Raw genomic sequence first — 25163 nt, forward strand, 5'->3', positions numbered from 1 at the left:
AGGCGCGCTTCGAATGTTCGCGGGTCAATCCGCAGGCGGGGTGCAATCCGGTCAAGGAGGCATGGGTCCGCTTTTCTGCGCGCATCCCGCGCGAGCAGGCCGAGGCAATCCGCATCGCGCTGCCCGATGGCAAGCAACTCGTCCCTGCGCTGAGCGACGAGGACAAGCGCGCCAAAACGGTGAGCGACATCAAGTTTGCTGGACCGCTGCCGGCATCGACCACCGCCAAGGTGGTGCTGCCCGAGGGGTTGAAGGACGAAAGCGGGCGCGTGCTGGCCAACGGCCAGCGCTTCCCGCTCGAGGTCCGCTTCGACGAAGCGCCGCCGCTGGTGAAATTCGCTGCGCCGTTCGGGATCATCGAGGCGAAGGAGGGCGGCGTGCTGCCCGTCACCGTGCGCAACGTCGAACCGTCGCTGCAGGGCAAGGGGCTGACCGTCGCGGGCCAGCATCTGCGCGTCGAGGCATCGGACGGGGTGATCGCCAAATGGCTGCGCACGATCGACGAGGCGGACGACTACAAGAGCGATGAGGTCAAGCGCGGGTCCGAGACGGTCACGATCAACCAGACCGGGGCCAAGTCGATTTTGACCGGCAATGTCGGTGCCGCGCTCCAGCCGATCGCGCTGCCCGGCAAGGGCAAGGAGTTCGAGGTCGTCGGCATCCCGCTGGGCAAGCCCGGATTCTATGTCGTCGAGCTGGCGTCGCCGCAATTGGGCCAGGCGCTGCTTGGCCGCGATGCGCCGCGCTATGTCGCCGCGGGCGCGCTGGTCACCAACATGGCGGTGCATTTCAAATGGGGCCGTGAGGGTTCGCTGGTGTGGGTCACCGCGCTCGACAGCGGCAAGCCGGTGGCGAGCGCCGATGTGCGTGTGACCGACAGCTGTTCGGGCAGATCGCTCGCGACGGGCAAGACCGATCAATATGGGCGACTGGCGGTGGTCGAGGGGATTCCCGAGCCGCAAAGCTGGGGCGGGTGCGACGATGGCGCATCACCGCCGCTGATGGTGTCGGCGCGCAAGGGCGATGACATGAGCTTCACGCTGACCGCGTGGGGCGAGGGCATCCGTCCGTACGACTTCGATCTGCGCTATGGCTATGAAGCCGCGAGCGACATCGTCCATACCGTGTTCGACCGCGCGCTGGTCCGCCAGGGCGAGAGCGTCAACATGAAGCATATCCTGCGTCGCCCCGTGGCGACGGGCTTCGTGTTCCCCGACGGGTTCAGCGGCAAGCTGCGCCTGTCGCACAGCGGATCGGACACGCAATTCGAGCTGCCGGTGGCGATCAGCGCGATGGGTAGCGGCGAGAGCCAGTGGAACGTGCCGCAGGGTGCGCCGATGGGCGATTACAACCTGCAATTCGTCAAATCGGACGGCAAGGGCGGCGAGGAGACGGTCTGGACCAGCCAGTCGATCAAGGTCGACGAGTACAAGCTGCCGACGATGAAGGCGTCGGTCGCCGGGCCAAAGGAAGCGGCGGTGCGGCCCAAGACGCTGCCGCTCGATCTGTTCGTCGGGTACCTCTCGGGCGGCGGGGCGTCGAACCTGCCGGTCGAACTGCGCATCGGCTATTATGACGAGAGCGACACGCCCGATGGGTGGGACGGCTATACCTTCGGTGGCCGCGCGATCGAGGAGGGGACCAAGCCGCTCAACGGCGATGGCGAGGAAGAGGATTCGACGCAGCTGCCACCGATGCAGACGCTGCCCGTCACGCTCGGCGCGGATGGCACCGCGCGGACCAGCGTGGACATCCCCCAGACGCTGACCGGCAACAGCCGGATGCGGGTCGAGATGGACTATCAGGACGCGAATGGCGAGGTGCTGACGGCATCGCGCGGCATCACCCTGTTCGGTTCGGGCGTGCAGCTGGGCGTCAAGACCGATGGCTGGCTGATGAAGGAGGACGACCTGCGGCTGCGCTTCGTCGCGCTGGATACGCAGGGCAAGCCGTTGAAGGGCCAACGCGTGCAGGTCGCGGTGTACAGCCGCGAAATCCTGACCGCGCGGCGGCGGCTGATCGGTGGTTTCTACGCGTACGAAAACAACATGCGCACGACCAGGATCGGCGCGTCCTGTTCGGCGAGGACCGACGAACTTGGCCTTGCGCAATGTTCGATCGATCCGGGCGTATCGGGCGAGGTGCATGTCGTGGCGACCACCACCGACAGCGCGGGCAATGTCGCGCGGGCGACGACGTCGGTGTGGCTGGCGGGGGAGGATGACTGGTGGTTCGGGGGGGACAATGGCGACCGGATGGACGTCATTGCAGAGGCACAGGAGTACAAGTCGAGCGATACCGCGCGATTCCAGGTGCGGATGCCGTTCCGTCAGGCCACGGCACTTGTCACAGTCGAGCGTGAGGGCGTGCTGTCGAGCTTCGTCACCGAGCTGTCGGGCGACAATCCGGTGGTCGAGGTGCCGCTGAAGGGCGTCTATGCCCCCGATGTGTTCGTGTCGGTGATGGCGGTGCGCGGGCGCGTCGGCGGGTGGAAACTGTGGTGGGCGGATCTGGCGCGGCGCTGGAACCTGCCCTTCTTCGGCCGTGAAGGGGCCAAGCCGACGGCGTTGGTCGATCTGGCCAAGCCGAGCTTCCGGCTGGGCATCGCCAAGATCAAGGTCGGCTGGGAAGGGCATCGCATGGCGGTGGCCGTCAAGGCGGACAAGGCGAGCTATGCCGCGCGCGACACCGCGAAGGTGGCATTGCAGGTCAACAACCCCGATGGCAGCGTCGCGCCCAAGGCCGATGTCGCGTTCGTGGCGGTGGACGAGGCATTGCTCCAGCTCGCCCCCCAACGAGAGCCTGGATGTGCTGAAAGCGATGATGGGCGAGCGGCCGCTGTCGGTGCTGACCTCTACCGCGCAGACTCAGGTGGTCGGCAAGCGGCACTATGGGCGCAAGGCGGTCGAGGCGGGCGGCGGGGGCGGCGGCGATCTGTCGGCGCTCAATCGCGAGAATTTCCAGCCGGTGCTGCTGTGGCGCGGCAAGGTGCCGCTCGACGCACAGGGGCGCGCGCAGGTCGATGTGCCGCTGAGCGATGCGCTGACCGCGTTCAAGCTGGTTGCGGTCGCGACCGGCGACAATGGCCAGACGTTCGGCATGGGCGAGACGGCGGTGCGCACCGCGCAGGATCTGAGCATCTTTGCCGGGATTCCGCCTTTGGTGCGCGACGGCGACTTCTTCTCGGCGGGCTTCACGCTGCGCAACGGGTCGGACAAGGCCATGAAGGTCACCGCCAAGGTCGAATTGTCGCCCAAGGTGGCGACCGGGCGCGACCTGACGGTCGAGATTCCTGCCGGGGGCGCGGTGCCCATCGCGTGGAACCTGACCGCGCCCAAGGGCTTCGAGAAGCTGCAGTGGAAGGTCACCGCCCGCGACGAATCGGGCAAGGCGGTCGATGCGGTGACGGTCACGCAGGACATTGCGCCGGCGGTGCCGATCGAAACCTGGGCCGCGACGCTGGCGCGCGTGGGCGAGGGTGGGCCGATATCGATCGCGCCACCTGCTGGCGCGCTGCCGGGTGTGGGGAGCGTGACGGTGCGGCTGACCGAGACGTTGGTCCCGCCATTGCAGGGCGTGCGCGATTATATGGCGGCATACCCCTATGGCTGTTTCGAGCAGCGCACGTCGCAGGCGGTGGTGCTGGGCGATATGGGTGCGTGGAACCGGCTGGCGGGCGAGATGCCGGTCTATCTCGATCGCGATGGCTTGCTGCGATACTTCCCGTCGGAGAGCCTGCGCGGGTCGGAGGCGCTGACCAGCTATATCCTGTCGATCACGGCGGAAGCGGGCCTTCCGATCCCAGAAGCGTCGCGGAGCCGGATGATCGAGGCGCTGAAAGCGGTGCTCGACGGGCGGCTGCGGCATGACGACTATGGCGATGTCCGGCTGCAAAAGGTCGCGGCGTTCGCGGCGCTGGCGCGGCAGGGCGCGGCGAATGCGGGGATGCTGGGTCAACTGGGCATCACGCCGCAGGACATGCCGACATCGACTCTGGCCGATTATCTCGCGGCTTTGGGTCGGGTGCCGGGGCTTGCCAATGGCGCGCAGCTGCGCGCTGCGGGTGAGGCGGTGCTCAAGACGCGGCTCAACTATGAAGGGACGCGGATCGATCTGGTCGACAAGGGCAATGTGCCGTGGTGGCTGATGGCGTCGGGCGACGAATCGGTGCTCAAGGCGCTGGTCGCGACGCTGGGCCGCCCGGCATTTCAGGGCGAGGGGCCGAAGATGATGGTCGGCGCGGCGCTGCGCCAGCAACGCGGGCATTGGGATACGACCACCGCCAATGCCTGGGGCGTGATCGCCGCGCGCAAGTTCGAGGGGGTCTATCCGGCGGCAGAAGTCGCGGGCGTGACGACCGCGACGTTGGGGATGCAGACCGTGACCCGGGCGTGGCCGCTGCCCGATCCTCAGCGCAACCTGCTGTTCGCGCTGCCGCGTGTGCAGACGCCGCTGGCGCTGAGCCAGGCCGGTGGGGCGGGGCCGTGGGCGAGCGTGCAGGTCAAGGCGGCGGTGCCGCTGACGCAGACGCTCAACGCGGGCTACAAGCTCACCCGCAAGGTCGAGATGGTACAGGCCAAGACCAAGGGCGTGCTGACGCGCGGCGACGTGCTCAAGGTGACGCTGACGGTCGAGGCGAGTGCGGACCGCAACTGGGTGGTGATCAGCGATCCGGTTCCGGCGGGCGCGACAGTGATCGGATCGCTGGGCGGGCAATCGCAGATGCTGGCCGAGGGCACGGGCGGCGGCGGCGCAAGCTATGTCGAGCGCGGGCGCGATGCGTGGCGCGGCTATTTCGCGTGGATGCCGCGCGGGACGCATACAGTGAGTTATGCGATGCGGCTCAATGCAGCGGGCCGCTTGCAGCTGCCCCCGAGCCGGGTTGAGGCGATGTACTCGCCCGAGATCCGCGCGGCGGTGCCGAACCAGCCGATGGTGGTGGCGCAGCGGTGAGATTTGTGGGTCCGGTGTGATGCGTAAGCAGACATCTCGTCGTCACCCCGGCCTTTTGCCGGGGTCCACTTCGCCGCACGTCCGATGCTCCAGGCTCTGGCTTCGCGCTCGCCTCCCGGTGGACCCCGGCACAAGGCCGGGGTGACGAGGGTGGAAAAGCTCTGGCACCGGCTTCACGGCCTGTGGACCCGCGCCGAAGCCGTCACGCATCGCGCGTGGTGGACCGGGCCGCGCATTGCGGTGGCGGCGATCCTGACGCTCGCCGGGGTGCATGTCGCGGTCGATTGGGCGACGCTGCCGCCGCCATTGCCGTCGCATCGCACGACGGTGGCGGGGTGGAAGCCGTCCGAGGCGTGGCTGTACGACCGCGAAGGGCGGTTGCTCGACAGTTCGCGGGTGGATTTTCAGGCGCGGCGGCTGGCATGGACGCCGCTCGACAAGATCTCGCCTGAAGCGGTGACGGCGATCGCGCAGGCAGAGGACCGCCGGTTTCGCGACCACGACGGCGTCGATTGGTGGGCGGTCGCCGGGGCGATCCGCGACCGGCTTGAGGGCAGACGCGCGCGGGGGGGCGTCGACGCTGTCGATGCAGGTTGCGGCCTATTTGTCGCCCGATCTTGCCGCGCCGGGATCGCGCGGGTTCATGGACAAGCTGCGCCAGATGCGCGCGGGGGCGGCGCTGGAACGTGGGTGGAGCAAGGATCAGATCCTTGACGCTTATCTGAACCTCGCCGGGTTTCGCGGTGAGGCGCAGGGGATCGGTGCCGCGGCTCTAGGGCTGTTCGGCAAGACACCCGATGCGTTGACCCGCGACGATGGGCTGCTGCTCGCGGCGCTGCTGCCCGACCCGGCGGCGGGGGCTGACAGTGTTGCGCGGCGGGCGTGCGCGCTGTCGCGGGACACGGATTGCAGCCGATTTGCCGGGGCGGCGGCGTCGATGCTGGGGCCGGCGCGCAGCCTTGCGCTCGATCCGGGGCTGGCGATGCATCTGGCGAACCGGATGCTGACCCAGCCGGGGCTGCGGGTGAGGACGACGATCGACCTGAACGTACAGCGCGTCGCGATCCGTGCGCTGCGGCGACAGCTGGTCGGCCTTGGCGGCACCCGCGCGCGGGACGGGGCGGTGATCGTTGCGGACAATGCGACCGGCGAGATTCTGGCGTGGGTCGGCGGGATCGGCGGGGCCTCGACCGCGCCGTCGGTCGATGGCGCGGCAAGCTATCGGCAGGCGGGTTCGACGCTCAAGCCCTTCCTCTACGCACAGGCGATCGAGAAGGGGTATCTGACCCCGGCATCGATCCTCGACGACAGTCCGGTGCAGCTCGACACCGCGTCGGGGCTGTATGTGCCGCAGAATTACGACCGCGCGTTCAAGGGACCGGTGAGTGCGCGATCGGCGCTGGCGGGGTCGCTCAACGTGCCGGCAGTGCGGACCTTGATCCTGACCGGGGTCGAGGCGTTTCGCGACCGGCTGTGGGACAGCGGCTATCGCGGGCTGACCGAGAGCGGCGACTATTACGGGTTCAGCCTTGCGCTCGGGTCGGCGGAGGTGACGCTGGTCGAGCAGGTCGCCGCCTATCGCAGCCTTGCGCGGGGCGGGCGGTTCGCGCCGCTCTATGTCGAAGCGGATGCCAAGGCGGATGCAGATCGCGTGACGACCACGCCGCAGGCCGCGTGGCTGGTCGCCGATATGCTCGCCGATCCGGCGGCGCGGGCTTCGACCTTTGGCATGGATTCGGCGCTGCGCCTGCCCTTCTGGGCCGCGGTCAAGACGGGGACGTCAAAGGCGATGCGCGACAATTGGTGCATCGGCTTTTCCGACCGCTACACGGTCGGCGTCTGGGTCGGGAACCTTGAAGGCGATCCGATGCGCGCCGTTTCGGGCACCAGCGGCGCTGCGCCGGTGTGGCGCGACGTGATGATGGCGCTGCATGCCGAGCGACCCGGGCGCGCGCCGGAACGCCCGGCGGGAATCGAGGCGCGCCAGGTCAGTTTTGGCGGCAATATCGAACAGCCGCGCCGCGAATATTTCCTGGCGGGGACGGGGATGACGCAGGTTGCGGCGGCCCCGGCGGTGGCGCGGCGTCCGCGAATCGTCAGCCCGGTGGCGGGCAGCGTCTATGCGCTCGACCCGGATATCCCGATCGAGCGGCAACGCATGGCGATCAGCGTGTCGGGGGAAATGATCGGCCATCGGCTGACGCTCGACGGGCGCGATCTGGGGGTAGCGGATGCGCGGCCGATGGTGCTCGCGGGGCCGGGACGGCACCAGTTGCGGCTGGTGGCACCGGGCGGCCGGGTGGTCGACCAGGTGGTGTTTACCGTCCGCTGAACCAATGCGAATCCGGCGCGTTCTGGCATCCGGTCCTTACCCTTTCGGGCCGGAACCAAGTCTAGGCCGCGCCGACAGCGTAACCGTCGGCGCGGCCATTTTTGGTGTGACTTACCAGTAGAAGTTGCGCAGCACCCGGATCACGACGCCGCGACGGGTGTCGACCAGCAGCACGTCGTCATAGTGACGCACCCAGCGCTGGTAGCGACCTGCCGGGGGGCAGGCGATAGCGCCACGGGTCATTGATGAAGTAACGGCTGCCATAATAGGTCGGCGCGATGCGAACACCGGCGCGGAAGCCCTGGTAGCGGAACGGTGCGCGCCAGTTGCCACGGGCATAGACGCCGCGGTTCGAGCCGCGATAGGTGCGCCAGTCATTGTCGCCCCAGCGGCGGTTGCGATCCTGAACCGCGTCGCGATAGTCGCGGCGGGCTTCCCGCACGTCGCGCTGTTCGCGGCGGACGTCGCGGCGGTCGCCATAGCGGCGCGCGTCGCGCAGTTCGCGCTGCTCTTCACGCAGGTCCTGCCGTTCGCGGCGTACTTCGCGCTGCGATTGGGCGCTGGCGGCAGGCACCATCACCGGAATGGCGACGGCGGCGATCAGCGCGGTTGCGATCAATCTTTTCATTGCGTCCTCCTTAGACTCGGTCCTTCTGACCGGTATGGGAGGAAATTACGCGGTTGCGGCTGAACGGCTCGGGAATAGGCGATTAAGCCGCCAGAAAGGCGAGCCGACCGGTGCCGTTCTACCGCAACAGGGGTTACGGCCCGCCAGGTCCGCCGCCGCCGGTGCCGGGCGCGCCGACCGTGCCGATATTGCCGAACAGATCCTCAAAGAATCCGCGCTTGCGACCGAGCGTCGGGGTCGTCTTGTCGGTCGGGTTGATCTTCGCGATCTGCTCCGAGCCGGTGCGCGTCACTTCGGTCACGTTGCCCGCCGCGTCGAACCGGATGCGCAGCGTTGTCTGCTGCTCCGCGCGCGGATTGTTGAAGGCGAAGTTGCGGGTCGCGCGCCCGACATAATACCATTCGCCCTCGTTGAACTGGCTGGTCAGCGTCGGTTTGCCCAGCGTCTGCAGCACCGATTCGCGATTATCCACGCCCGGCTGGACCGAGTTCACCAGATCCGCATCGACCACATAACCCTGATAGCCGCGCAGCGGCTTCACACAGGCGCTGGTGCCGAGCAGGATCGTTCCGCACAGCGCAACGGACAGGATACGGGCGGACTTCATCAAACTCACTCTCCCCAAGCGGGCACAGGCCACGCATTGCATCGCGGGCCGTTCCCCTCAATATGCGGGGCGGCCCCGGCAAACAAGCGCCGAGAGGCGATTGGAGTTTGACAATGCGATTGTGGGAAAAGCTGACCGGGCGAAAGCCAGAGAACCCGGCGGCGGCGCTCTATCAGGCGGTGGTGGCGCGCGGGCGGGAGCCGCACTGGTACGAGGCGGGGGCGGTGCCCGACACCGTCAACGGGCGGTTCGACATGATCGCGAGCGTATTGGGAATCGTAATGCTGCGGATCGAGCATGATCCGACCGCAGCGGAAACCACCGCGCGGCTGACCGAATGTTTCGTCGACGACATGGACGGCCAGCTGCGCCAGATCGGGATCGGCGATGTCGTCGTCGGCAAGGGGATCGGCAAGATGATGGCGCTGCTCGGCGGGCGCATCGGCGCGTATCGCGACGCGCTGGCCGACGATGCGGCCCCTGGCGCGTTCGAGGACGCGCTGCTGCGCAACCTCTATCGTGGCGAGGATCCGGGTGCCGACGCGCTGGCGCATTCCGCCGCCGGGCTGCGCGCGCTGCGCGCGCGGCTTGCCGATGTGCCGCATGACGATCTGCTCGCCGGACGAATGCCGTGATCGCGCCTGAATTTTCCCGGCCCCAGCGGCTCGATGCGATCGGCAAGGGCGAACACCGCGTCACGATCGCGGCGAATGCCGATGAGCGTGCGGCGCTGGCGAAGCGATTCGGGCTGATCGCGATCGAGCGGCTCGACGCGGAGATTGGCGTGCATCGCGACGCGACCGGGGTGATCGCGCGCGGACATCTGTCGGGCGCGGTCGTGCAGCCGTGCAGCGTTACCGGCGATCCGGTTCCCGCGCAGATCGAGGAAGACTTCGCGATCCGCTTCCTGCCCGAAGGCAATGTCGAGGGGGACGAGATCGAGCTGTCGGATGAAGAGTGCGACACCGTGTTCTACACCGGCGGGGCGATCGACCTGGGCGAGGCGGCGGCGGAGACGCTGGCGCTGGCGCTCGACCCGTTTCCGCGCAGTCCGCGCGCGGACGAGGTGCTGCGGGCGGCGGGCGTGCTGGGCGAGGACGAGACCGGGCCGTTCGCGGCGTTGGCTAAGCTCAGGAAGCCGGACTGACACCGGCTTAGCTGGATGCAACTCTAACAGGGCGGCGGGCAGGTGGGGCAGGGGGGCTTTGGGCTCGTCGCGCTGGGTCGTCGCGCCGCCGGTCGGCGTCGATGGTGCGCCGCTCGGGCGGGGCAGCGGGGTGCGCGGCGTGCATTCGGCGTCGGGCACGGCGGAATCCGAAGGCTCGACCGGCGGGGTGATGACGACCGGCGGCGGTGGCGGCGGCATCGGCATCGGCGCGGGCAGGAGCGGCGGTGGCGGCGGCGGCATGGTCTGGGCATGTGCCGCGAGCGTGGATGTGGATGGCAAGCCACAGGCCGCGAGCGTCAACGCTGCGATCACCCCGAGTCGCATCATGCCACCTCGACGCGCAGAGTGATCCTGTCGGCGCGCGCTGTCAAAGTCGCGCGGCGGCGGCGCGCAGGTCGGCGATGAAGGCGGCGTGCTGCGCGGCCTTGGCATCCGGGTCGGGGAGGCGCAGCAGATAGCTGGGGTGGACGGTGATCCAGGCTTCCGCACCTGAATCGAGCGGGATCGCGCGGCCGCGTTCGCGGGAGATGGTCACGGCTCGCCCCAGCAGCGACCGCGCGGCGGTGGCACCGAGCGCGATGACCACCCTAGGCCGGACGATCAGCAATTCCTGTTCGACCCACCAGCGGCAGGCGCTGACCTCTCCCGCATCGGGGGTGGCGTGGATGCGGCGCTTGCCGCGCGGTTCGAATTTGAAATGCTTGACCGCGTTGGTGAGATAGGCGGCGGTACGGTCGATGCCCGCCTGCGCCAGTGCCTCGTCGAGCAACTGCCCGGCGGGGCCGACGAACGGACGACCGGCAAGATCCTCCTGATCGCCCGGTTGTTCGCCGACCAGCATCAGCGGGGCATCGACCGGGCCTTCGCCGAACACGGTCTGGGTCGCATGTTTGTAGAGGTGGCAGCGGGTGCAGGCCATCGCTTCGTCGCGCAGCGATTCCCACGCCTTGGTCGCATTGTCGCCGGGGCCGGTCATCCGTGCCGTCTCCACCATCGCCAGCTCGCGGGCACGGGCACCCTTGATGAGGTCCGGTACCAACGCGGTCTCGGGCATGTTTTTCCAGTATTTGCGCGGCATTTCCTTGAGCATCGCGCCGGTCTTGAGCCGAGCGGGGTTGAAGATCGAGGCGTAATAGGTCTTCCAGATGGCCTCGACGGGATCGTCCTGCGGCGCGTCGCTCTTGCTGGCACCCGGCCCTTCGCTCAGGGCTTCTCCGTCCCAATGAAGCGAGACCTCCGGCGTCAGGATCGACCAGCGCATCGTGTGGAAGCGGTCGACGAAGAAGCGCGCGTTCGCACGGACGATGTGATGATCCGGCTCGAACCAGGCGATGAAGCGGGCGCCGCTGTCGTCGGTGACTTCGCGGAAGCGCAGGAACGCGCGCATCTTGTGAATGTCGCGGCGGACGGATTTGGCCATGTCGTCGAGGCGGCGGAGCAGCGGATCGGCCTTGTCCTCGATACTGCCCGGTCGGGCGATCACGCGGGTAAGCAGCGCGTAGAGCAGGGCGAAGCGTTCGGGGTCGCTGTGCAGGATCGCCTCGCGCGCGAGTTCGATGAAACGGCGCGAGACGCGCAGTTCGGGAGCGGCAGAGGGGAGGACGGCTTCGTCGCCGAACAGGTCGGCGGGATGATCGCCGACTTGCCACACCACGTCCGACGGATCGATGCGCGCGGCGGCGAGCGACCGGGCGGCGTCGCGCCAGCCGTCAAAATCATCCTGTGAAGCTAGTGCTACGACGCGCATTTGAGTCCTTTGCGGTTTCAGCAAAGCTGAAACGGTTGCCGCACCAGCCCGCTCCCCCACCCGGCCACCCATCGACAGGATATTCTGAAATGGGTGGCCGGGTGGGGGGAGCGGGCTGGTGCCGTCTTCGGCGTAGCCGAACGCAATCTAACGCGCGGGGAGCGTTTCGATCCATTCGCTGAGCAACGCGATCCCTTCGTCGTGCGCCGTGGCGCGGCCGAGTTCGGGCATGGCGATGCCGGGGTCGGTGCTGCGCAGGCGGTAGATGAGGATCGAGCCTTCGGCATTGCCCGGCGCAATCGCGAAGTCGCGCCCGCCGCTCCCGCGTCCTGCCGCGACCGGGCGCTTGCCGATGCCGAGTGCGACCGGGTCGGTGCGGTCGAGTTCGAGGAACAGGCCGGAGTTGGACGCCGCCCCCGCCGGATTGTGGCAATGCGCGCAGTTGATTTCGAGATAGGCGCGCGCGCGAGCGTCGAGCGGGGCTTTCTTGTCGTCCCAGCGGGCGACGCGCGGGGCGTTGGCAGGTGCGCGGTCGAGCAGGCCCGCCTTGACCAGCGCCTGTAGCTGCCCGTGATGGTTGAGGTAGCGTGCCTTTGGGCCGATCGGCGCGATCTGGCCGGCGAGCGCGTGGCAATCCTTGCACTGGTTCTGGTTGGGAACGGCGTAGCTGATGTGGCGCGCGCGGCCTGACGGGTCGGTGAAGCTGACCGGAAGGCGGGCGCCGGCGCGCTTGACGACGGCATCGGTGCCTTCGGCGTTCCACACATAGGGGATCGCGACCCAGCCCGAGGCGCGACGGAGCAGCAGGCGGGTCTCGATCGGCTTGAACGCGGTGCCCGCGCCGTAGCCGAAGGTCTTGATGAGGGCCGAACCGACCGGGAAGTCGAACGCGGCATTTGCGTCATACTTCGCCTGTGCTCCGGCGGGGACATAGATGAAGCGCTGCTTCGCGGTGTAGTCGGAGAAGAGCGCGGTTTCGAGGTCGTAGCCCACCACGCGCGCCGCAGGGGTGCGCCTGGCCAGGTCGGTGAAGAAGCCATAGTCTGACAGTTTGGCGGGGTAGCCGTCGGCGGTGATCGCGGCATCGTTGACCCGCGCAGGCTGGCTTGCCGCAGCGACGCCGAACGCCGCCGCGCATAGGGCCAACAGGGCGAGTCCCGCGCGGGTCACTTGGCCGCTGCCTCCATCGCTGCGGGGAGCACCACGGCGGCGGGGCGTGGTGCAGCGGGAGCGTTCAACTCCGCCTTGCCCGGCTTGGCCGAGCTGGTCGGCGCGCCGAGTGCGAGGCCGAGGGTCAGGATCGGCACCGGATCGGCGACGTGCAGGCCCAGCTCGGCGACAGTGCCGGTGCCGTCCCACCAGACCGGCGGTGCCGCGCCGCCGAACGCCGCGACAAGGAAGCCGCCACCCTCGACCCCCGGCTCGAACCCGGCGCGGCCGTGGCGGTTGCCGGATATGACGACATGGCGCGGATAGGGATTGTAGTTCTTGTCCTCGTAGCTCTGGCGATACGACATGATGATGACGTTGGCGGTGGCATGGTCCGTCAGGTCGTTGTCGAACACATGCACCCCGTCATTGGCCATCACGAGAACGCCGGTCCCCTTGGGCACGGTGGCGACGATATTGCCCTTGGGCGCGAAATTGGGGGTGTCGTTGAGGAACACCTTGTTGCCATAGACGCGCACCGCGCCGCCGTTCATGCGGGGGAGGTTGGGCAGGTCGAACACGAGGATGCCGCCGGTATTCTTCGTCGCGGTGTTGCCGAACACGTCGGCGTGATTGCTGTTCTCGATCTCGATCCCCGCGACATTGTGCGAGACGAAGCTGTTGCGGACGATGATCCGCTCCGACTGGCCGACATAGATGCCGGCATCCGACGCGCCTTTCACGGTGACGCCGTCGATCAGGATGTGACTGCTGGATACGGGATAGACGCCGTATGCGCCGTTGCTCTCCTTCGGGCCGCCGGTCCATTCGACGCGGATGTCCTTGTAGACGATGCGGTCGGCGCCCTTGGACTTGATGCCGTCGCCCTTGCTGTCCTCGACCGCGAAGCCGCGCAGGACGACATCGTCGGAGGTGACGAGGAGGCCTTCGCCCGCGCCGAGCTGGCCCTTGAAGCTGAGGATGGTCTTGTCCGGGCCGGCGCCGCGCACGGTGACCTTGTCGATGTCGAGGCTGAGGCCGTCGGTCAGCTCGAACCGGCCGGGGCCGATTTCGATGGTATCGCCGGGCTTGGCGTCGAGCAGCGCCTGTTGCAGCCGCTCCTGCGCGTCGGGGCCGGCGGGGACCTTGAGCGTTTCGGCGTGCGCGATGGACGCGGTGGCGAGCAACGCGATGGCGCTCACGGCGGTGCGGATCATGGGCCTCTCCTCGTTTTTTGGAGGAGCTTACCGAGTCCGTTGGTCTCGTCCAGCCGTTTACACGGGTGTCAGTAGCCCGGGGTGACGATCAAGAGTATCGCTACTCCCGCGCGTCGCCCGGCATTTCGTCTTCGGCGCGTTCCAGTTCCTTCGGCTTGCGCTTCTCGAAGATCGCCGCGAGCTTGGCCTTGGTCGCGTCGTCCAGATCCTTGGATGCGGCGGGGAACATCTCTTCCTCCTCCTCGTCGATATGGTGGAGGTAGCGGTCGCGCATCGTCTTGAACCTGGTCAGCCAGCCGCTCGACGACATTTCCATCTCGACCAGCTCGCCCAGCATGTCGTCGACTTCCTTATGCTCCGACACCGAATGGCGGGCCTCGTCGCGCAGCTCGGGGTTGGCGAGCATCGTCGCGTAGAGCGATTCCTCCTCCGCGGCGGCGTGGGCCTGAAGCTCGACGCGCAGTTCCTCGAACAGCGTGCGGCGCTCCTCGCTGTCGCCGCTGGTCGCGGCGATGCGGTCGAGCAGGTCGCGCTGGCGATTATGGTCCTGGATCAGGTCTTCGAAAATGCGTTCCTCGGCCATGCAAAGTCTCCTTTGCGCGCTCAACCGCTCGCACGACGGGTTGTTTCACACGCGACTCATTCTCACGCCGCGAACAGCTCCATCTGCCTTGCCGGCGGCGCAACCAGCGGGCGCAGGTCGGCGCGGTCGGCGAGCAAGGTCGGGCGCCAGTCGCTGGTGATGAGGAAGGGCTTGAGCTTTTTCACCGACACGGTGAGCCGCGCGACATCGGCCAGTGTCAGCCGCCGCCAGCGGCGCGAGACCAGGATGCGGTCGACGGCTTTCACGCCGAGGCCGGGGACGCGCAGCAATGCCTGACGCGGGGCGGTGTTGCCGTCGACCGGAAAGCTGGCGCGATGCTTCAACGCCCAGGCGAGCTTGGGATCGATGTCGAGCGGCATCATGCCGGTCGCGGGATCGGCGGCATCGGCGACCTCGTCGGGACGATAATCGTAGAAACGCATCAGCCAGTCGGACTGGTAGAGACGGTGTTCGCGCATCAGCGGCGGGCGCTGGAGCGGGAGGACGGCGCTCGCGTCGGGGATGGGGCTGAACGCGGAGTAATAGACGCGGCGCAGGCCGAAGCGGCCGTACAGCCCGGCGGCGCGGCCGACGATGTCGCGGTCGGTGGCGGCGTCGGCACCGACGATCATCTGGGTCGACTGGCCGGCCGGCGCGAATTTCGGGGCGGAGCGGTAGCGTTTGCGCGCGTCGCCCGTATCCTCGATGTCGCGCTTCAGGTCGCGCATCGCCCCTTCGATTCGGGGCGCGGACTTTTCCGGGGCGAGACGGGTCAGGCCGGCGACGGTGGGCAGCTCGACATTGATCGACAGCCGGTCGGCGTGCAGTCCGGCCTGATGGATCAGGCCCGGATCGGCGTCGGGGATCGTCTTCAGATGGATATAGCCGCGGAAATCATGATCCTCGCGCAGGCTGCGCGCGACTTCGACGATCTGCTCCATCGTGTAATCGGGCGAGCGGATGATGCCCGAGGAGAGGAACAGCCCTTCGATATAATTGCGGCGGTAGAAATCGAGGGTGAGGCGGACGACCTCCTGCGCGGTGAAGCGCGCGCGGCGGACGTTCGAGCTCTTGCGGTTGATGCAATAATGGCAGTCGAAGATGCAGCTGTTGGTCAGCAGGATCTTGAGCAGGCTGATGCAGCGTCCATCGGGGGCATAAGCGTGGCAGATGCCCATCCCCTCGGTCGACCCAAGCCCCTTGCCGCCCGAGGATTTCCGTTTGGCCGTACCGGACGACGCGCAGGACGCGTCATATTTCGCGGCGTCGGCAAGGATTTCGAGCTTCTCACGCAGGTCGAGTTGGGCCATATGTTCTTTATATGTTCCAACTACTTCCGTGTCGAGTCATGTCGGCGCGCGCCGCAGACTCTAGTCTGGCAGAACCTTCTCCGCCCGCTTGCGCTGGTCCGCCTCGGCTTTGCCCGCCTGGATTTCGCGCGTCGAACAGCCGATGCCGCCGCCCGGGCCGACTGCCGAGCAGCTTCCGATTCCGGTGTCGCCCGCAGTGAGCGCCGAACGCTGGCGGACCGCCCAGCTTTCGCGCTGGGGCGAGACTTCGGTGTCGCGCAACTCGCTCGGAATCCGGAACCGCTCGCCTGCGGGGCGGCGGACGCAGATCACGATCTCGTCGCCATCGGCGTTGGTCGGGCATTTGTCATCGCCATAGATAACCAAGACGCCGTTCTGCGGCGCGTTCTGGGCCAGGGCGGGGAGCGCGGGCAGCGCCAGCGCGGATGCGGCGGCGGACAGGGTCAGCAGGATCGTCTTCATCGTCATCGACTCCTTGCGGCGCTCACAGCCGCTTCGATACCGCAATCGCGGTCTTGCATGCCAAACGGATCGCCCCGGCGAGCAGCGGATAGGCGGGGGCCGTCTCCGCACCCGCCGCCAATGCGCTGTCCCTATGTTCCAGCTCCTCGGCGCGGAATTCGGCCACTGCAGCGGCCAGTTCCGGATCGTCCTCACCCAGCGCGTCGAGCTGTTCCTGGTAGTGGAGGTCGATTTCGGTCTCTACCGCCACCGTGCACGCCATCGCCGCCGCCGGGCCGATCGCCGCCGTCGCCGCGCCGAGCGCAAAGCCCGCGGCGTTCCACACCGGTTGCAGCGCGGTCGGGCGCACGCCCCGCCGCGCGATCATCGCATCGAAAAAGGCGCGGTGCCGTTCTTCCTGATTGGCCATGCCGGAAATCGCGCGCGCCATGTCGTGCCGGTCGCCCATCACCGCGAGCTGGCCCGCATAGATGCGCGTCGCGCCATATTCGCCAGCCTGATCGACGCGGATCATCGAGTCGATGTCGCGACGGGGGTCTCCGGGTTTCCACTTCACGTCTTGCGGCCCTTCAGCAGGAGAATCGCGATCACCAACGCTCCCCCGAGCGAAAAGATCGCATTCCATCCGGCCAGTGACACTCCGAAAAGATCCCAGGGTGCGACGTCACAGCGCACAACCGGCGCATTCATGATCCGGTCGAGCGCGCTGCCCTCACCACCAAAGCTGGTCGCGCATTGGGTGAGCCCCTCCCACCAGCCATATTCGACCCCGGCGTGGAACGCGCCGATCGCACCGCTGACCGCGATGGCGAGCGTCGCGAGCGCCACCAAGGGCGCCCGTGCCGGCGCTACGACGAACGACAGCGCCGCCAGCACGATCGCGGTGTAGTGCGGCCAGCGCTGCCACATGCACATCTCGCACGGGAACAGGCCAAAGCCATATTGGCTGGTCAGCGCGCCCGCGATCAGCGCGAGCGGGATGAGCAGCGCCAGCGATTGCGCGGTGCGGCTGGGCGTCATCGCGGACCTCAGCGCGTCCCGGCCTTGGTCGCGCCGCCCGCGGCCATGCGTGCAGGCGTGGCGGTGCGGGCGATGGTCTGCAGCGCGTAGTGGAGTTGGAAGTCCTTGATCCCCTTCTTTTCCAATTCTTCGGCGGTGGCGGCGAAGCGCGGATCGGTCTTGGTATCTTCCTCCAGCACCGCATTATCCACCTTGGTCTCGTTGATCAGGTGGCGGCGCAGGTCGGCCTCACGGAACACGGGGCGGGTCTTGTAATCGGGGTCGGAAATCTGCGGGACGGCGATATCGGGCTCGATCCCGCCCTCCTGCACCGATTTGCCCGACGGCGTGTAGTAGCGTGCGGTGGTCAGGCGCAGCGCGGTGCGCGGGCCGAGCTGGAGCAGCGACTGGACCGACCCCTTGCCGAAGGTCTTTTCGCCGAGCACCAGCGCCCGGTGGTGATCCTGCAGCGCGCCCGCGACGATTTCCGACGCCGACGCGGTGCCGGCATCGACCAGCACGACCAAGGGCACACCGCGCGTCAGATCGCCGCGGATCGCCGATTCGGCGTACCAGCGCTCGATATCGCTCTTTTCGCGGCCGCGCTGCGACACGATCTCGCCATGCGTCAGAAATGCGTCACTGACCTCGATCGCCTGATTGAGCAGACCGCCGCCATTGCCGCGCAGGTCGATGACATAGCCCTTGGGCTTGCCGCCCAGCTGCTTTTCGATCGCCGCGATACCGGCGCGCATGTCGGACGCAGTGGTGGCGCTGAAGGTGTTGATGTTGAGGATGCCGATGCCGTCCTGCACCTCCCACTTCACCGCCTTCTGGATGATCGTCTCGCGGACGAGCGCGACATCGAACGGCTTGTCGCGACCGGGACGGACGATGCGGACGGTGATCTTGGTGCCGGGCGCGCCGCGCATCTGGGTGATCGCCTCGTCCAGCGTGCCACCATAGATCAGCTTGCCGTCGAGATGGGTGATATAATCGCCCGCCTTGATCCCCGCCTTCCATGCCGGGGTATCCTCGGTCGGGGTGATCACCTTGACCGCGCCGTCCTCCATCGTGACCGAAAGGCCGAGCCCGCCATAATTGCCGTCGGTCTGGAGTCGCAGATTGTCGAAGGCGAGCGCGTCGACATAGGAGCTGTGCGGGTCGAGGCTGGCGAGCATGCCGTCGATCGCGCCCTGAATCAGCGTCTTGTCGTCGACCTTCTCGACATAGGCGGCCTTCACCCGGGTGTAGACGTCCATGAACGCGTCGAGCTCGCGATAGCTCGACGTATCGACGCTTGCCATTGCGCCGGTGGTCACGGGGATCAGCGCCAGCGCGCCGACCGCAGCGGAAACCTGGAGGATGGGACGGATCATACGCGGTACTTCCTCAGCGGGATTTCGGGACAAGATAGACCGGAACCGCGTGGCGGCAAAGCGGCAAGCGGGCGGCAATGGCGGGGCATCAATCGAGCAACTGCGCCAGATCGACCGGGCGACCCTGGCGGCGCAGCTCGACGGTGACGCGCGGGCCGTCGCGCTGGGGTGCGCGGCCGAGCGGGGCGCCCTGGATCAGCGTGTCGCCGACCTTGACCATCACGGCATCGAGCCCGGCAACCAGCGATGTCCAGCCGCCGCCATGATCGAGGATCACGATATTGCCATAGCGGCGGAAGCGACCGGCATAGATCACGCGGCCGGCGGTCGGTGCGACCACTTGCGCGCCCGGCCATGTCGCCAGCGTCAGCCCGCGCGCACGCACGCCGGTGTCGGACAGCTCGCCAAGGCCGGTGACGACCGTGCCCGCGACCGGCAGGCGATAGGGCGGCGGGCCGCTGCGCTTTGGAGCGGCGGTGACCGCTGCTGTGGTGGCGTCGCCCGTGGCCGGGCGGGGCAGCGGGCCGGGCAGCGCCTCCAGTGCGGCGCGGGTCTCGGCGGCCTCGCCCATCGTATCCATCAGGTCGACCAGGTCGCGGGCCTGTTCGCCCAGCGCCAGTGCGCGATCCGATTCGAACATCGCCTCGCGCCGGTAGCCGACCGATTTGAGGCGGTGCTCGGCCTCGGCCCCCACCAGCGCGAGCCGGTCGTTCTGGAGCCGCGCACGGCCATCGGCGAGGCTTTTGGCCGCGATCTGAGCGCCGTCGCGCAATCGGCGGGTGCGGGCGATCTCGGCGCGGATATCGGCGGTGCGCGCACGCATCGCCGGGGTGACCGCGCCCAGCACAGCGCGGACATGCACGATATCCTTGGTCGATCCGGGCTGAACCAGCCCGAGTATCGCGGGGCGGCGGGCGAGTGACTGAAGCGCCGCCATCAGCCGCGCGATCGGTCCCTGGCGCTCGGCGAGCCTGGTACGCTGCGCCGCCAGCATCCGGTCGACGATCGCGATGCGTGCGCGGGCCGCGGCGATCTCCGCCTCCGCCGCCTGGATGCTGGCGGCGATCGCGGCTTCGCGGGTACGGGCGCGGCGGGCCTCGTCGCGCTCGGCGGCGGCGGCGCGCTGGAGCTGCTGTGCGCGTGCCTCGGCGTCCTTCGCCGCCTTGTTCGCGGCGCTGAGCTGCGCACGCTGGTCGGTGATCGAAGGGGTCTGCGCACGCAGGGCAGCGGCCCCGGCGGTTGCCAGGAGCAGGACTGCTGCGACAAGATATGTGCTCCTGCGAAGGCAGGGGCCCAGGACCAGGAGCGATGCGCGTTCAACCCTGGGCTCCTGCCTTCGCGGGAGCACAAATGAAGGGGATGCGTCGCCCATCTCTACCCCTCGCGGTGATAGGGGTGGTTGGCGAGGATGCTGGTCGCGCGCCACAATTGTTCGGCCAGCATCGCGCGCGCCATCATGTGCGGCCAGGTCGCGCGGCCATAGGAGATCAGCAGGTCGGCCCCGGCACGCGCGTCATCGTCGAACCCGTCGGCGGCACCGATCAGAAACCGTGTCTCGCGCACCCCGTCCTCGCGCCATGCCTGAAGTCGCTCGGCAAAGACACGCGAGGGGATGTTTTCGCCCTTTTCATCGAGCATCACGATGCGCGTGCCGGGATCGACTGCCGGCATCTTGCCGCCGCTTTCCGGAAGTTCGGTCACGCGCGTGGGCAGGGTGACGCGCTTGAGATAGCGATCGACCAGTTCGGCCTCCGGGCTGCGACCGATACGCCCGCGCGCGACGATGTGCAGGAGCATCGGATCAGTCCAGAAGGCCGGTACCGCGGTTCAATTCAGGCGTTGCCCGCGGGCGTGCTGTCGCCAAACGCCCACATCCGCTCAAGATTGTAGAAGGTGCGGACTTCGGGACGGAACAGGTGGACGATCACGTCGCCCGCGTCGATCAGCACCCAGTCGGCGGTCGGCAGACCTTCGATCCGCGGGCTGTGGCCGCGTTCGGCCTTGATCTTCTCGGCCAGCTTCTGTGCCATCGATGCGACCTGGCGCGTCGATCGGCCGCTCGCCACGACCATATAGTCGGCGATGCTGCTCTTGCCTGCGAGCGGGATCGAGACGGTTTCGACCGCCTGATCGTCGTCGAGCGAAGCGAGGACCAGTCGATGCAGCGCGTCGGCGTCCGGGGCGATGCCCTTGGCGGACGCGGGGGCATCGAGTTGAGGGGAAGCGGGCAAGGTGACTCCTGGGTTGATGTGCATAGGACTAAATTTCAGTCGGATCGGGCGGCGTGCGGCCATGGGCATAGGTCCGATGCCAGCCGGGGTCGGCGGCGCGGAGGCGGGTCGCCGAAGTCGTGTCGGGGCGGAAGCGCAACAGCACCAGGGCCGGCAAACTCCACTTCGTCCAGTTCTTCGCCTGGCGTGCGGGCCGCACGAAACGCCGCAGCCAGCTCATTGCAGGGCTTGCATGAGCGTCTCTGTCATAGCCCGGACGCGCGATCACCGCAATCGGAACCTGCCGCGCGATCCGCCGCCACCCGCGCCACTGGTCGAACTGTGCCAGATTGTCCGCGCCCATCAACCAGACGAACTGGTGACGGGGAAAGAGGCGAGGAAGTTTCGTGAGCGTATCGACGGTGTAGCGGGTCTTGAGCCGCTGTTCGACTGCGGTCGGCCGGATCGGCGCGTGGCGCGCCATCGCGCGCGCCGAGGCCGTCCGCGCGGCGAAGGGGGCCATGCCCTTCGCTTCCTTGAGCGGATTGCCGGGGGACACCAGCCACCACACCTCGTCCAGTTCGAGCGCGCGCAAGGCGTGGAGCGAGATCGCGCGATGCCCGCGATGCGCCGGGTTGAACGACCCGCCGAGGAGGCCGACGCGTTTCAAGGACGTGCCTGACCCGTCCCGCGCACGACCCATTTATACGTCGTCAGCCCCTCAAGCGCGACCGGGCCGCGGGCGTGGAGGCGACCGGTGGCGATGCCGATTTCGGCACCGAGTCCGAACTCGCCGCCGTCGGCGAACTGGGTCGAGGCGTTCCACATCACGATCGCGCTGTCGACGGCGTTGAGGAAGCGCTCGGCGGTGGCGTCGTCGTCGGTGACGATCGCGTCGGTGTGGCGGCTGGAGTGGCGCGCGACATGCGCCAGCGCGCCGTCGATCCCGTCGACCAAAGCGACCGAGAGGATCGAGTCGAGATATTCGGTGTCCCAGTCCTCGGCATTCGCGGCGACCGCGCGCGGCTCGATCATGCGGACATCGGCGTCGCCACGCAGCTCGCATCCGGTGTCGGCCAGCGCGGACAGGACCGGTGCGGGATCGGCGAAGGCGCGGTCGATCAGCAACGTCTCGGTTGCGCCGCAAATGCCGGTGCGGCGCATCTTGGCGTTGACCGCGAGCGCCACCGCCATCGCGGGATCGGCGGCGCGGTCGATATATAGGTGGTTGATGCCGTCGAGATGGGCGAGCACCGGGACGCGCGCTTCAGCCTGCACCCGCGCGACCAGGCTCTTGCCGCCGCGCGGGACGATCAGGTCGATCAGGCCATCTGCCCTGAGCATCGCACCCACCGCCGCGCGATCGGTGGTCGGCACCAGTTGTGCGGCATCGGCAGGTAGGCCCGCTTCGACCAGGCCGCGCGCAAAGGCGGCGTGGATCGCGCGATTGCTGTGCGCCGCTTCGGATCCTCCGCGCAGGATCGCGGCATTGCCGCTCATCACGCACAATGCCGCCGCGTCGGCCGTGACGTTGGGGCGGCTTTCATAGATGATGCCGATCACCCCGATCGGCACGCGCACGCGGCTGAGCTGCAAGCCATTGGGGCGTTCGCTGGCGTCGATCACCGCACCGACCGGATCGGCCAGCGCTGCGACCGCCTCGACCCCTGCCGCCGCGCCGTCGAGCCGCGCGGAATCGAGCCGCAGCCGGTCGAGCAGTGCGCCCGACAGGCCGTTTGCAGTCGCAGTTTCCACATCGCGCGCATTGGCTGCCAGAATTGCATCGGCATCCGTGCGGATCGCCGCGGCCGCCGCGCGCAGTCCTGCCGCCTTGGCCTCGGTCGGCAGTCCGGCCAGCAAGATTGCGGCGTTGCGGGCGCGGGCACCCATGTCGGCGATCAACGTCTGCGCATCCTGTTCCATCGCACCGCGCTATCATGCTGCAGCTGCAAAGTCCCTATCGCGCGGGCTTTTCCAAGCTGATAGATGAGCTTCATGGGGGAATTCGACGCAGCCGGGGATCTGGTCACGGGCACGCTGTTCGGCCGCGCGGTCGAGCGATCGCATGGCGAGGGCGGCGATCACGGCCCCGGAATCTGCCTGAATTGCGGGACGCAGCTGGTTGGGCCGCATTGCCATCGCTGCGGACAGGTCGGGCATGTCCACCGCACGATCGGGGCGATCTGGCACGAAATCCTGCACGGCGTCGTCCATTTCGAGGGCAAATTGTGGAACACGCTTCCCCTTCTCGCCTTTCGCCCGGGCGAGCTGACCCGCCGCTACATCTTCGGCGAGCGCGCGCATTTCGTGTCGCCGATGGCGATGTTCCTGTTTTCGGTCTTCACGATGTTCGCGGTGCTGCAGATCATGGGCGTGTCACCGCCAGCGGAGGTCGGCACCACCGCGCAGTTCGAGAGCGGCCTTCAGTTCGCGCGCAAGAATACCGAGGAATCGCTCAACGCTGCGCGCGCATCGCGGGCGAAGGCGGAAACCGGGAGTGAGCGTGCCAAGGCACTCGACAAGAAGATCGACAAATTGTCCACCGATCTTGAGGAGCTCAACCGCATACCGACGACCTTGAGCGGTCGCACCGGCCTGCCCTCCGGGCTCAAGACCGGCTGGCCGCGGCTCGACAAGGGGATCGAGAAGATGGAGCGGAACCCCGGTCTCGCGCTCTACAAGCTCCAGACGAACAGCTACAAATTCAGCTGGGCGCTGATTCCCCTGTCGATCCCGTTCGTATGGGCGCTGTTCCTGTGGCGACCGCGGTTCAAGGGATATGACCATGCGGTCTTTGTCACCTATTCGCTCGCGTTCATGTCGCTGCTGTTCATCGCGCTGATGATCGGGTCGGCCCTGGGTGTGCCGCGCGATGTGATCGCGTCGGTCGCGATGTTCGCGCCGCCGGTGCATATCTTCTTCCAGCTCAAGGGCGCCTATCGCCAGCCAGCGTGGAAGGCGCTGCTGCGTACCTTTGCGCTGCTGGTGTTCATCAGCATTATTGTGACCTTGTTCGCCCTGCTGCTGCTGGGCCTGGGGTTGCTGGGCTGAACCTCAGCCTCGACAGGGATAGCGCTTCTTCATCATGGCGTAGAAGGCGGATTTGACGCTCATGCCGCGTTGGGCGGCGGGAATCGATTCTGAACTCGGCGAGCAGTTCCTTGCTGCCGATATTGGCCTTGCCCTTGGGCGGGGGGCAGCTGTGCGGCGTGCGCCCTGCTTGACGCGCGGCGACGATGTCGGCGCGATAGGCGGTGGCGACACCCTCCATCTCGCCCTTCAGCAGCTTGATGTCAGGGGAGCCGAGCGCGAGAAACCCCTTGGCCTTGAGCGCATTCGCCCTGGCCAGGAACTCGGCGACACTCATCGCCTGCGCACTTACCGGAAGGAGCAGCGCCGCCCCCGCCAATACCGCCACCATCGCCCGCATCCGCATCCTCCCTCGATCCGGCGAAGAAACACGACAAGCGGCTTGAACGCCATATGAATTCGTCAGCTTCACAGCGGCGCTCTGCCCGTTAGAGTTCCACCGATTCGACGGGGGATTGTGTAACATGATTATCGGTATCGACCTCGGCACCACGAACAGTGCCGCGGCGGTCTTTCGTGATGGAGCGGCGGAGCTGATCCCCAACCGGCTCGGTCATATGTTGACCCCGTCGGCGGTCAGCATCGACGCCAATGGCGACGTCATTACCGGGCTTGCGGCGCGCGAGCGGATGGCGAGCCATCCTGACGTCACGGCCACCGCATTCAAACGCTATATGGGTACCCAGCGCACGACGAAGCTGGGCAAGCGCAGCTTCGCGCCCGAGGAATTGTCGGCGCTGATCCTGCGCAGCCTCAAGGCCGATGCCGAGGAGTTCCTCAAGCAGGAAGTGACCGAGGCGGTGATCACCGTCCCCGCCTATTTCAACGACAAGCAGCGCAAGGCGACGCACCGCGCGGGCGAACTGGCGGGGCTGAAGGTCGAGCGGCTGGTCAACGAACCGACCGCCGCCGCGCTCGCATACGGCATCCATCAGCTCGCCGATGAATCGCGCTTCCTGGTCTTCGACCTGGGCGGCGGCACGTTCGACGTGTCGATCGTCGAGATTTTCGAAGGCATTATCGAGGTGCGCGCCTCGACCGGCGACAATCATCTGGGCGGCGAGGATTTCAACGAGCTGCTGGTGAGCCTGATGCGCGACGCGCATGCCGGCGAATTCGGCGATGCCGGGCGCGGCGACGATGCGCTGCACCAGAAACTGCGCGAAGCCGCCGAACGCGCACGCCGCACGCTGAGCAGTACGGGTGAGGCGGAGATGCGGATCGTGTGGAACGATGCCGAATATCGCCACACCGTCACCACCGCGATGTTCGAGGTAGCGGCCAAGCCGCTGATCGACCGGCTGCGCGAACCCGTGCTGCGGTCGATGC

General features: G+C 67.6%; 23 protein-coding genes and 4 pseudogenes. 10 read left to right on the top strand and 17 right to left on the bottom strand.

From position 1 onward, the window contains the following. Positions 1–776: 776 nt before the first annotated feature. From LRS08_RS12525 to LRS08_RS12540, 5 genes and pseudogenes are all read left to right on the top strand, one after another. Positions 777–2726: pseudogene (locus tag LRS08_RS12525) on the top strand (MG2 domain-containing protein); the annotation flags it as partial. A gap of 97 nt (positions 2727–2823) precedes the next feature. Continuing rightward, a pseudogene (locus LRS08_RS12530) lies at positions 2824–3177 on the top strand (alpha-2-macroglobulin family protein); the annotation flags it as partial. Positions 3178–3822: 645 nt separating this feature from the next. Beyond that, positions 3823–4953, top strand: coding sequence for a hypothetical protein (locus tag LRS08_RS12535; RefSeq protein ID WP_260481679.1), 1131 nt, complete (start codon positions 3823–3825; stop codon positions 4951–4953). Positions 4954–5103: 150 nt separating this feature from the next. Beyond that, positions 5104–5667, top strand: a complete 564-nt coding sequence (locus LRS08_RS20090) for a transglycosylase domain-containing protein (protein ID WP_312026615.1) — start codon at positions 5104–5106, stop codon at positions 5665–5667. Further along, a complete protein-coding gene (locus tag LRS08_RS12540; RefSeq protein WP_312026686.1) occupies positions 5558–7285 on the top strand; it encodes a penicillin-binding transpeptidase domain-containing protein in 1728 nt (575 codons plus the stop codon). The genes LRS08_RS20090 and LRS08_RS12540 overlap by 110 nt, the downstream gene beginning before the upstream one ends. Before the next feature lie 111 nt (positions 7286–7396). On the opposite strand, the pseudogene LRS08_RS12545 reads toward LRS08_RS12540, so the two are convergent. Together LRS08_RS12545 and LRS08_RS12550 are read right to left on the bottom strand one after the other, a co-directional pair. Beyond that, positions 7397–7913: pseudogene (locus LRS08_RS12545) on the bottom strand (RcnB family protein). Positions 7914–8046: 133 nt separating this feature from the next. After that, positions 8047–8520, bottom strand: a complete 474-nt coding sequence (locus LRS08_RS12550) for an outer membrane protein assembly factor BamE (protein WP_257843374.1) — start codon at positions 8518–8520, stop codon at positions 8047–8049. 113 nt (positions 8521–8633) lie between these two features. Between LRS08_RS12550 and LRS08_RS12555 the strand changes: the two genes are divergently transcribed. The 3 genes from LRS08_RS12555 to LRS08_RS12565 are packed head-to-tail and all read left to right on the top strand — an operon-like array spanning position 8634 to position 10037. Further along, complete coding sequence (locus LRS08_RS12555; RefSeq protein ID WP_257843373.1) at positions 8634–9155, top strand: ubiquinol-cytochrome C chaperone family protein; 522 nt, start codon at positions 8634–8636, stop codon at positions 9153–9155. Beyond that, positions 9152–9667 (top strand): DUF177 domain-containing protein, encoded by a 516-nt coding sequence (locus LRS08_RS12560; RefSeq protein WP_257843372.1) that lies wholly within the window; start codon positions 9152–9154, stop codon positions 9665–9667. The genes LRS08_RS12555 and LRS08_RS12560 overlap by 4 nt, the downstream gene beginning before the upstream one ends. A gap of 58 nt (positions 9668–9725) precedes the next feature. Next, a complete protein-coding gene (locus LRS08_RS12565; RefSeq protein ID WP_260480789.1) occupies positions 9726–10037 on the top strand; it encodes a hypothetical protein in 312 nt (103 codons plus the stop codon). Positions 10038–10055: 18 nt separating this feature from the next. On the opposite strand, the gene LRS08_RS12570 is transcribed toward LRS08_RS12565, so the two are convergent. The 14 genes from LRS08_RS12570 to LRS08_RS12635 all read right to left on the bottom strand — a co-directional run bounded on the left by LRS08_RS12570 (position 10056) and on the right by LRS08_RS12635 (position 22667). Further along, complete coding sequence (locus tag LRS08_RS12570; protein ID WP_257843370.1) at positions 10056–11435, bottom strand: UdgX family uracil-DNA binding protein; 1380 nt, start codon at positions 11433–11435, stop codon at positions 10056–10058. A gap of 147 nt (positions 11436–11582) precedes the next feature. Further along, complete coding sequence (locus LRS08_RS12575) at positions 11583–12605, bottom strand: SO2930 family diheme c-type cytochrome (protein ID WP_260480790.1); 1023 nt, start codon at positions 12603–12605, stop codon at positions 11583–11585. Next, positions 12602–13801 (bottom strand): parallel beta-helix domain-containing protein, encoded by a 1200-nt coding sequence (locus tag LRS08_RS12580; RefSeq protein WP_257843368.1) that lies wholly within the window; start codon positions 13799–13801, stop codon positions 12602–12604. The genes LRS08_RS12575 and LRS08_RS12580 overlap by 4 nt, the downstream gene beginning before the upstream one ends. Before the next feature lie 100 nt (positions 13802–13901). Continuing rightward, entirely contained in the window at positions 13902–14384 is a 483-nt protein-coding gene (locus tag LRS08_RS12585; RefSeq protein WP_257843367.1) for a hemerythrin domain-containing protein, read from the bottom strand. A gap of 62 nt (positions 14385–14446) precedes the next feature. Further along, positions 14447–15694: a putative DNA modification/repair radical SAM protein gene (locus LRS08_RS12590; protein WP_260480791.1), complete on the bottom strand. Its 1248-nt coding sequence runs from the start codon at positions 15692–15694 to the stop codon at positions 14447–14449. A gap of 60 nt (positions 15695–15754) precedes the next feature. After that, positions 15755–16162, bottom strand: a complete 408-nt coding sequence (locus LRS08_RS12595) for a hypothetical protein (RefSeq protein ID WP_260480792.1) — start codon at positions 16160–16162, stop codon at positions 15755–15757. A gap of 16 nt (positions 16163–16178) precedes the next feature. Further along, complete coding sequence (locus tag LRS08_RS12600) at positions 16179–16670, bottom strand: demethoxyubiquinone hydroxylase family protein (protein ID WP_257845418.1); 492 nt, start codon at positions 16668–16670, stop codon at positions 16179–16181. Positions 16671–16708: 38 nt separating this feature from the next. Beyond that, positions 16709–17176, bottom strand: coding sequence for a disulfide bond formation protein B (locus tag LRS08_RS12605; protein WP_260480793.1), 468 nt, complete (start codon positions 17174–17176; stop codon positions 16709–16711). A gap of 8 nt (positions 17177–17184) precedes the next feature. Next, the gene (locus tag LRS08_RS12610) at positions 17185–18534 is read right to left on the bottom strand and encodes a S41 family peptidase (RefSeq protein ID WP_257843365.1); all 1350 of its coding nucleotides are present in this window, start codon (positions 18532–18534) and stop codon (positions 17185–17187) included. A gap of 88 nt (positions 18535–18622) precedes the next feature. Continuing rightward, entirely contained in the window at positions 18623–19906 is a 1284-nt protein-coding gene (locus LRS08_RS12615; protein ID WP_260480794.1) for a murein hydrolase activator EnvC, read from the bottom strand. A gap of 2 nt (positions 19907–19908) precedes the next feature. Further along, the gene (locus tag LRS08_RS12620; protein ID WP_257843362.1) at positions 19909–20331 is read right to left on the bottom strand and encodes a 23S rRNA (pseudouridine(1915)-N(3))-methyltransferase RlmH; all 423 of its coding nucleotides are present in this window, start codon (positions 20329–20331) and stop codon (positions 19909–19911) included. Positions 20332–20366: 35 nt separating this feature from the next. Continuing rightward, on the bottom strand, positions 20367–20765 hold the full coding sequence (gene rsfS, locus LRS08_RS12625) for a ribosome silencing factor (RefSeq protein WP_257843361.1): 399 nt from the start codon (positions 20763–20765) through the stop codon (positions 20367–20369). A gap of 28 nt (positions 20766–20793) precedes the next feature. Next, positions 20794–21414 (bottom strand): nicotinate-nucleotide adenylyltransferase, encoded by a 621-nt coding sequence (locus LRS08_RS12630; RefSeq protein ID WP_257843360.1) that lies wholly within the window; start codon positions 21412–21414, stop codon positions 20794–20796. After that, on the bottom strand, positions 21411–22667 hold the full coding sequence (locus LRS08_RS12635) for a glutamate-5-semialdehyde dehydrogenase (protein ID WP_257843359.1): 1257 nt from the start codon (positions 22665–22667) through the stop codon (positions 21411–21413). The genes LRS08_RS12630 and LRS08_RS12635 overlap by 4 nt, the downstream gene beginning before the upstream one ends. A 63-nt stretch (positions 22668–22730) precedes the next feature. Here LRS08_RS12635 and LRS08_RS12640 point away from each other — a divergent pair, with 63 nt between their 5' ends. Further along, positions 22731–23795: a DUF3667 domain-containing protein gene (locus LRS08_RS12640; RefSeq protein WP_260480795.1), complete on the top strand. Its 1065-nt coding sequence runs from the start codon at positions 22731–22733 to the stop codon at positions 23793–23795. On the opposite strand, the gene LRS08_RS12645 is transcribed toward LRS08_RS12640, so the two are convergent. Further along, complete coding sequence (locus tag LRS08_RS12645; protein ID WP_257843356.1) at positions 23743–24174, bottom strand: hypothetical protein; 432 nt, start codon at positions 24172–24174, stop codon at positions 23743–23745. The genes LRS08_RS12640 and LRS08_RS12645 overlap by 53 nt on opposite strands. A 124-nt stretch (positions 24175–24298) precedes the next feature. On the opposite strand from LRS08_RS12645, the pseudogene LRS08_RS12650 reads away from it, so the two are divergent. Continuing rightward, positions 24299–25114: pseudogene (locus tag LRS08_RS12650) on the top strand (Hsp70 family protein); the annotation flags it as partial. Positions 25115–25163 lie beyond the last annotated feature (49 nt).

The organism is Sphingomonas sp. J315, from assembly GCF_024666595.1.
Lineage (GTDB): Bacteria > Pseudomonadota > Alphaproteobacteria > Sphingomonadales > Sphingomonadaceae > Sphingomonas.

Bases quoted from the DNA above. Each gene is read 5' to 3' on its own strand.
- LRS08_RS12535 (WP_260481679.1), top strand. From the start codon at position 3,823: ATGATCGAGGCGCTGAAAGCGGTGCTCGACGGGCGGCTGCGGCATGAC.
- LRS08_RS12550 (WP_257843374.1), bottom strand. From the start codon at position 8,520: ATGAAGTCCGCCCGTATCCTGTCCGTTGCGCTGTGCGGAACGATCCTG.
- LRS08_RS12555 (WP_257843373.1), top strand. From the start codon at position 8,634: ATGCGATTGTGGGAAAAGCTGACCGGGCGAAAGCCAGAGAACCCGGCG.
- LRS08_RS12570 (WP_257843370.1), bottom strand. From the start codon at position 11,435: ATGCGCGTCGTAGCACTAGCTTCACAGGATGATTTTGACGGCTGGCGC.
- LRS08_RS12580 (WP_257843368.1), bottom strand. From the start codon at position 13,801: ATGATCCGCACCGCCGTGAGCGCCATCGCGTTGCTCGCCACCGCGTCC.
- LRS08_RS12585 (WP_257843367.1), bottom strand. From the start codon at position 14,384: ATGGCCGAGGAACGCATTTTCGAAGACCTGATCCAGGACCATAATCGC.
- LRS08_RS12590 (WP_260480791.1), bottom strand. From the start codon at position 15,694: ATGGCCCAACTCGACCTGCGTGAGAAGCTCGAAATCCTTGCCGACGCC.
- LRS08_RS12595 (WP_260480792.1), bottom strand. From the start codon at position 16,162: ATGACGATGAAGACGATCCTGCTGACCCTGTCCGCCGCCGCATCCGCG.
- LRS08_RS12600 (WP_257845418.1), bottom strand. From the start codon at position 16,670: ATGATCCGCGTCGATCAGGCTGGCGAATATGGCGCGACGCGCATCTAT.
- LRS08_RS12605 (WP_260480793.1), bottom strand. From the start codon at position 17,176: ATGACGCCCAGCCGCACCGCGCAATCGCTGGCGCTGCTCATCCCGCTC.
- LRS08_RS12610 (WP_257843365.1), bottom strand. From the start codon at position 18,534: ATGATCCGTCCCATCCTCCAGGTTTCCGCTGCGGTCGGCGCGCTGGCG.
- LRS08_RS12615 (WP_260480794.1), bottom strand. From the start codon at position 19,906: ATGGGCGACGCATCCCCTTCATTTGTGCTCCCGCGAAGGCAGGAGCCC.
- LRS08_RS12620 (WP_257843362.1), bottom strand. From the start codon at position 20,331: ATGCTCCTGCACATCGTCGCGCGCGGGCGTATCGGTCGCAGCCCGGAG.
- LRS08_RS12635 (WP_257843359.1), bottom strand. From the start codon at position 22,667: ATGGAACAGGATGCGCAGACGTTGATCGCCGACATGGGTGCCCGCGCC.
- LRS08_RS12640 (WP_260480795.1), top strand. From the start codon at position 22,731: ATGAGCTTCATGGGGGAATTCGACGCAGCCGGGGATCTGGTCACGGGC.
- LRS08_RS12645 (WP_257843356.1), bottom strand. From the start codon at position 24,174: ATGCGGGCGATGGTGGCGGTATTGGCGGGGGCGGCGCTGCTCCTTCCG.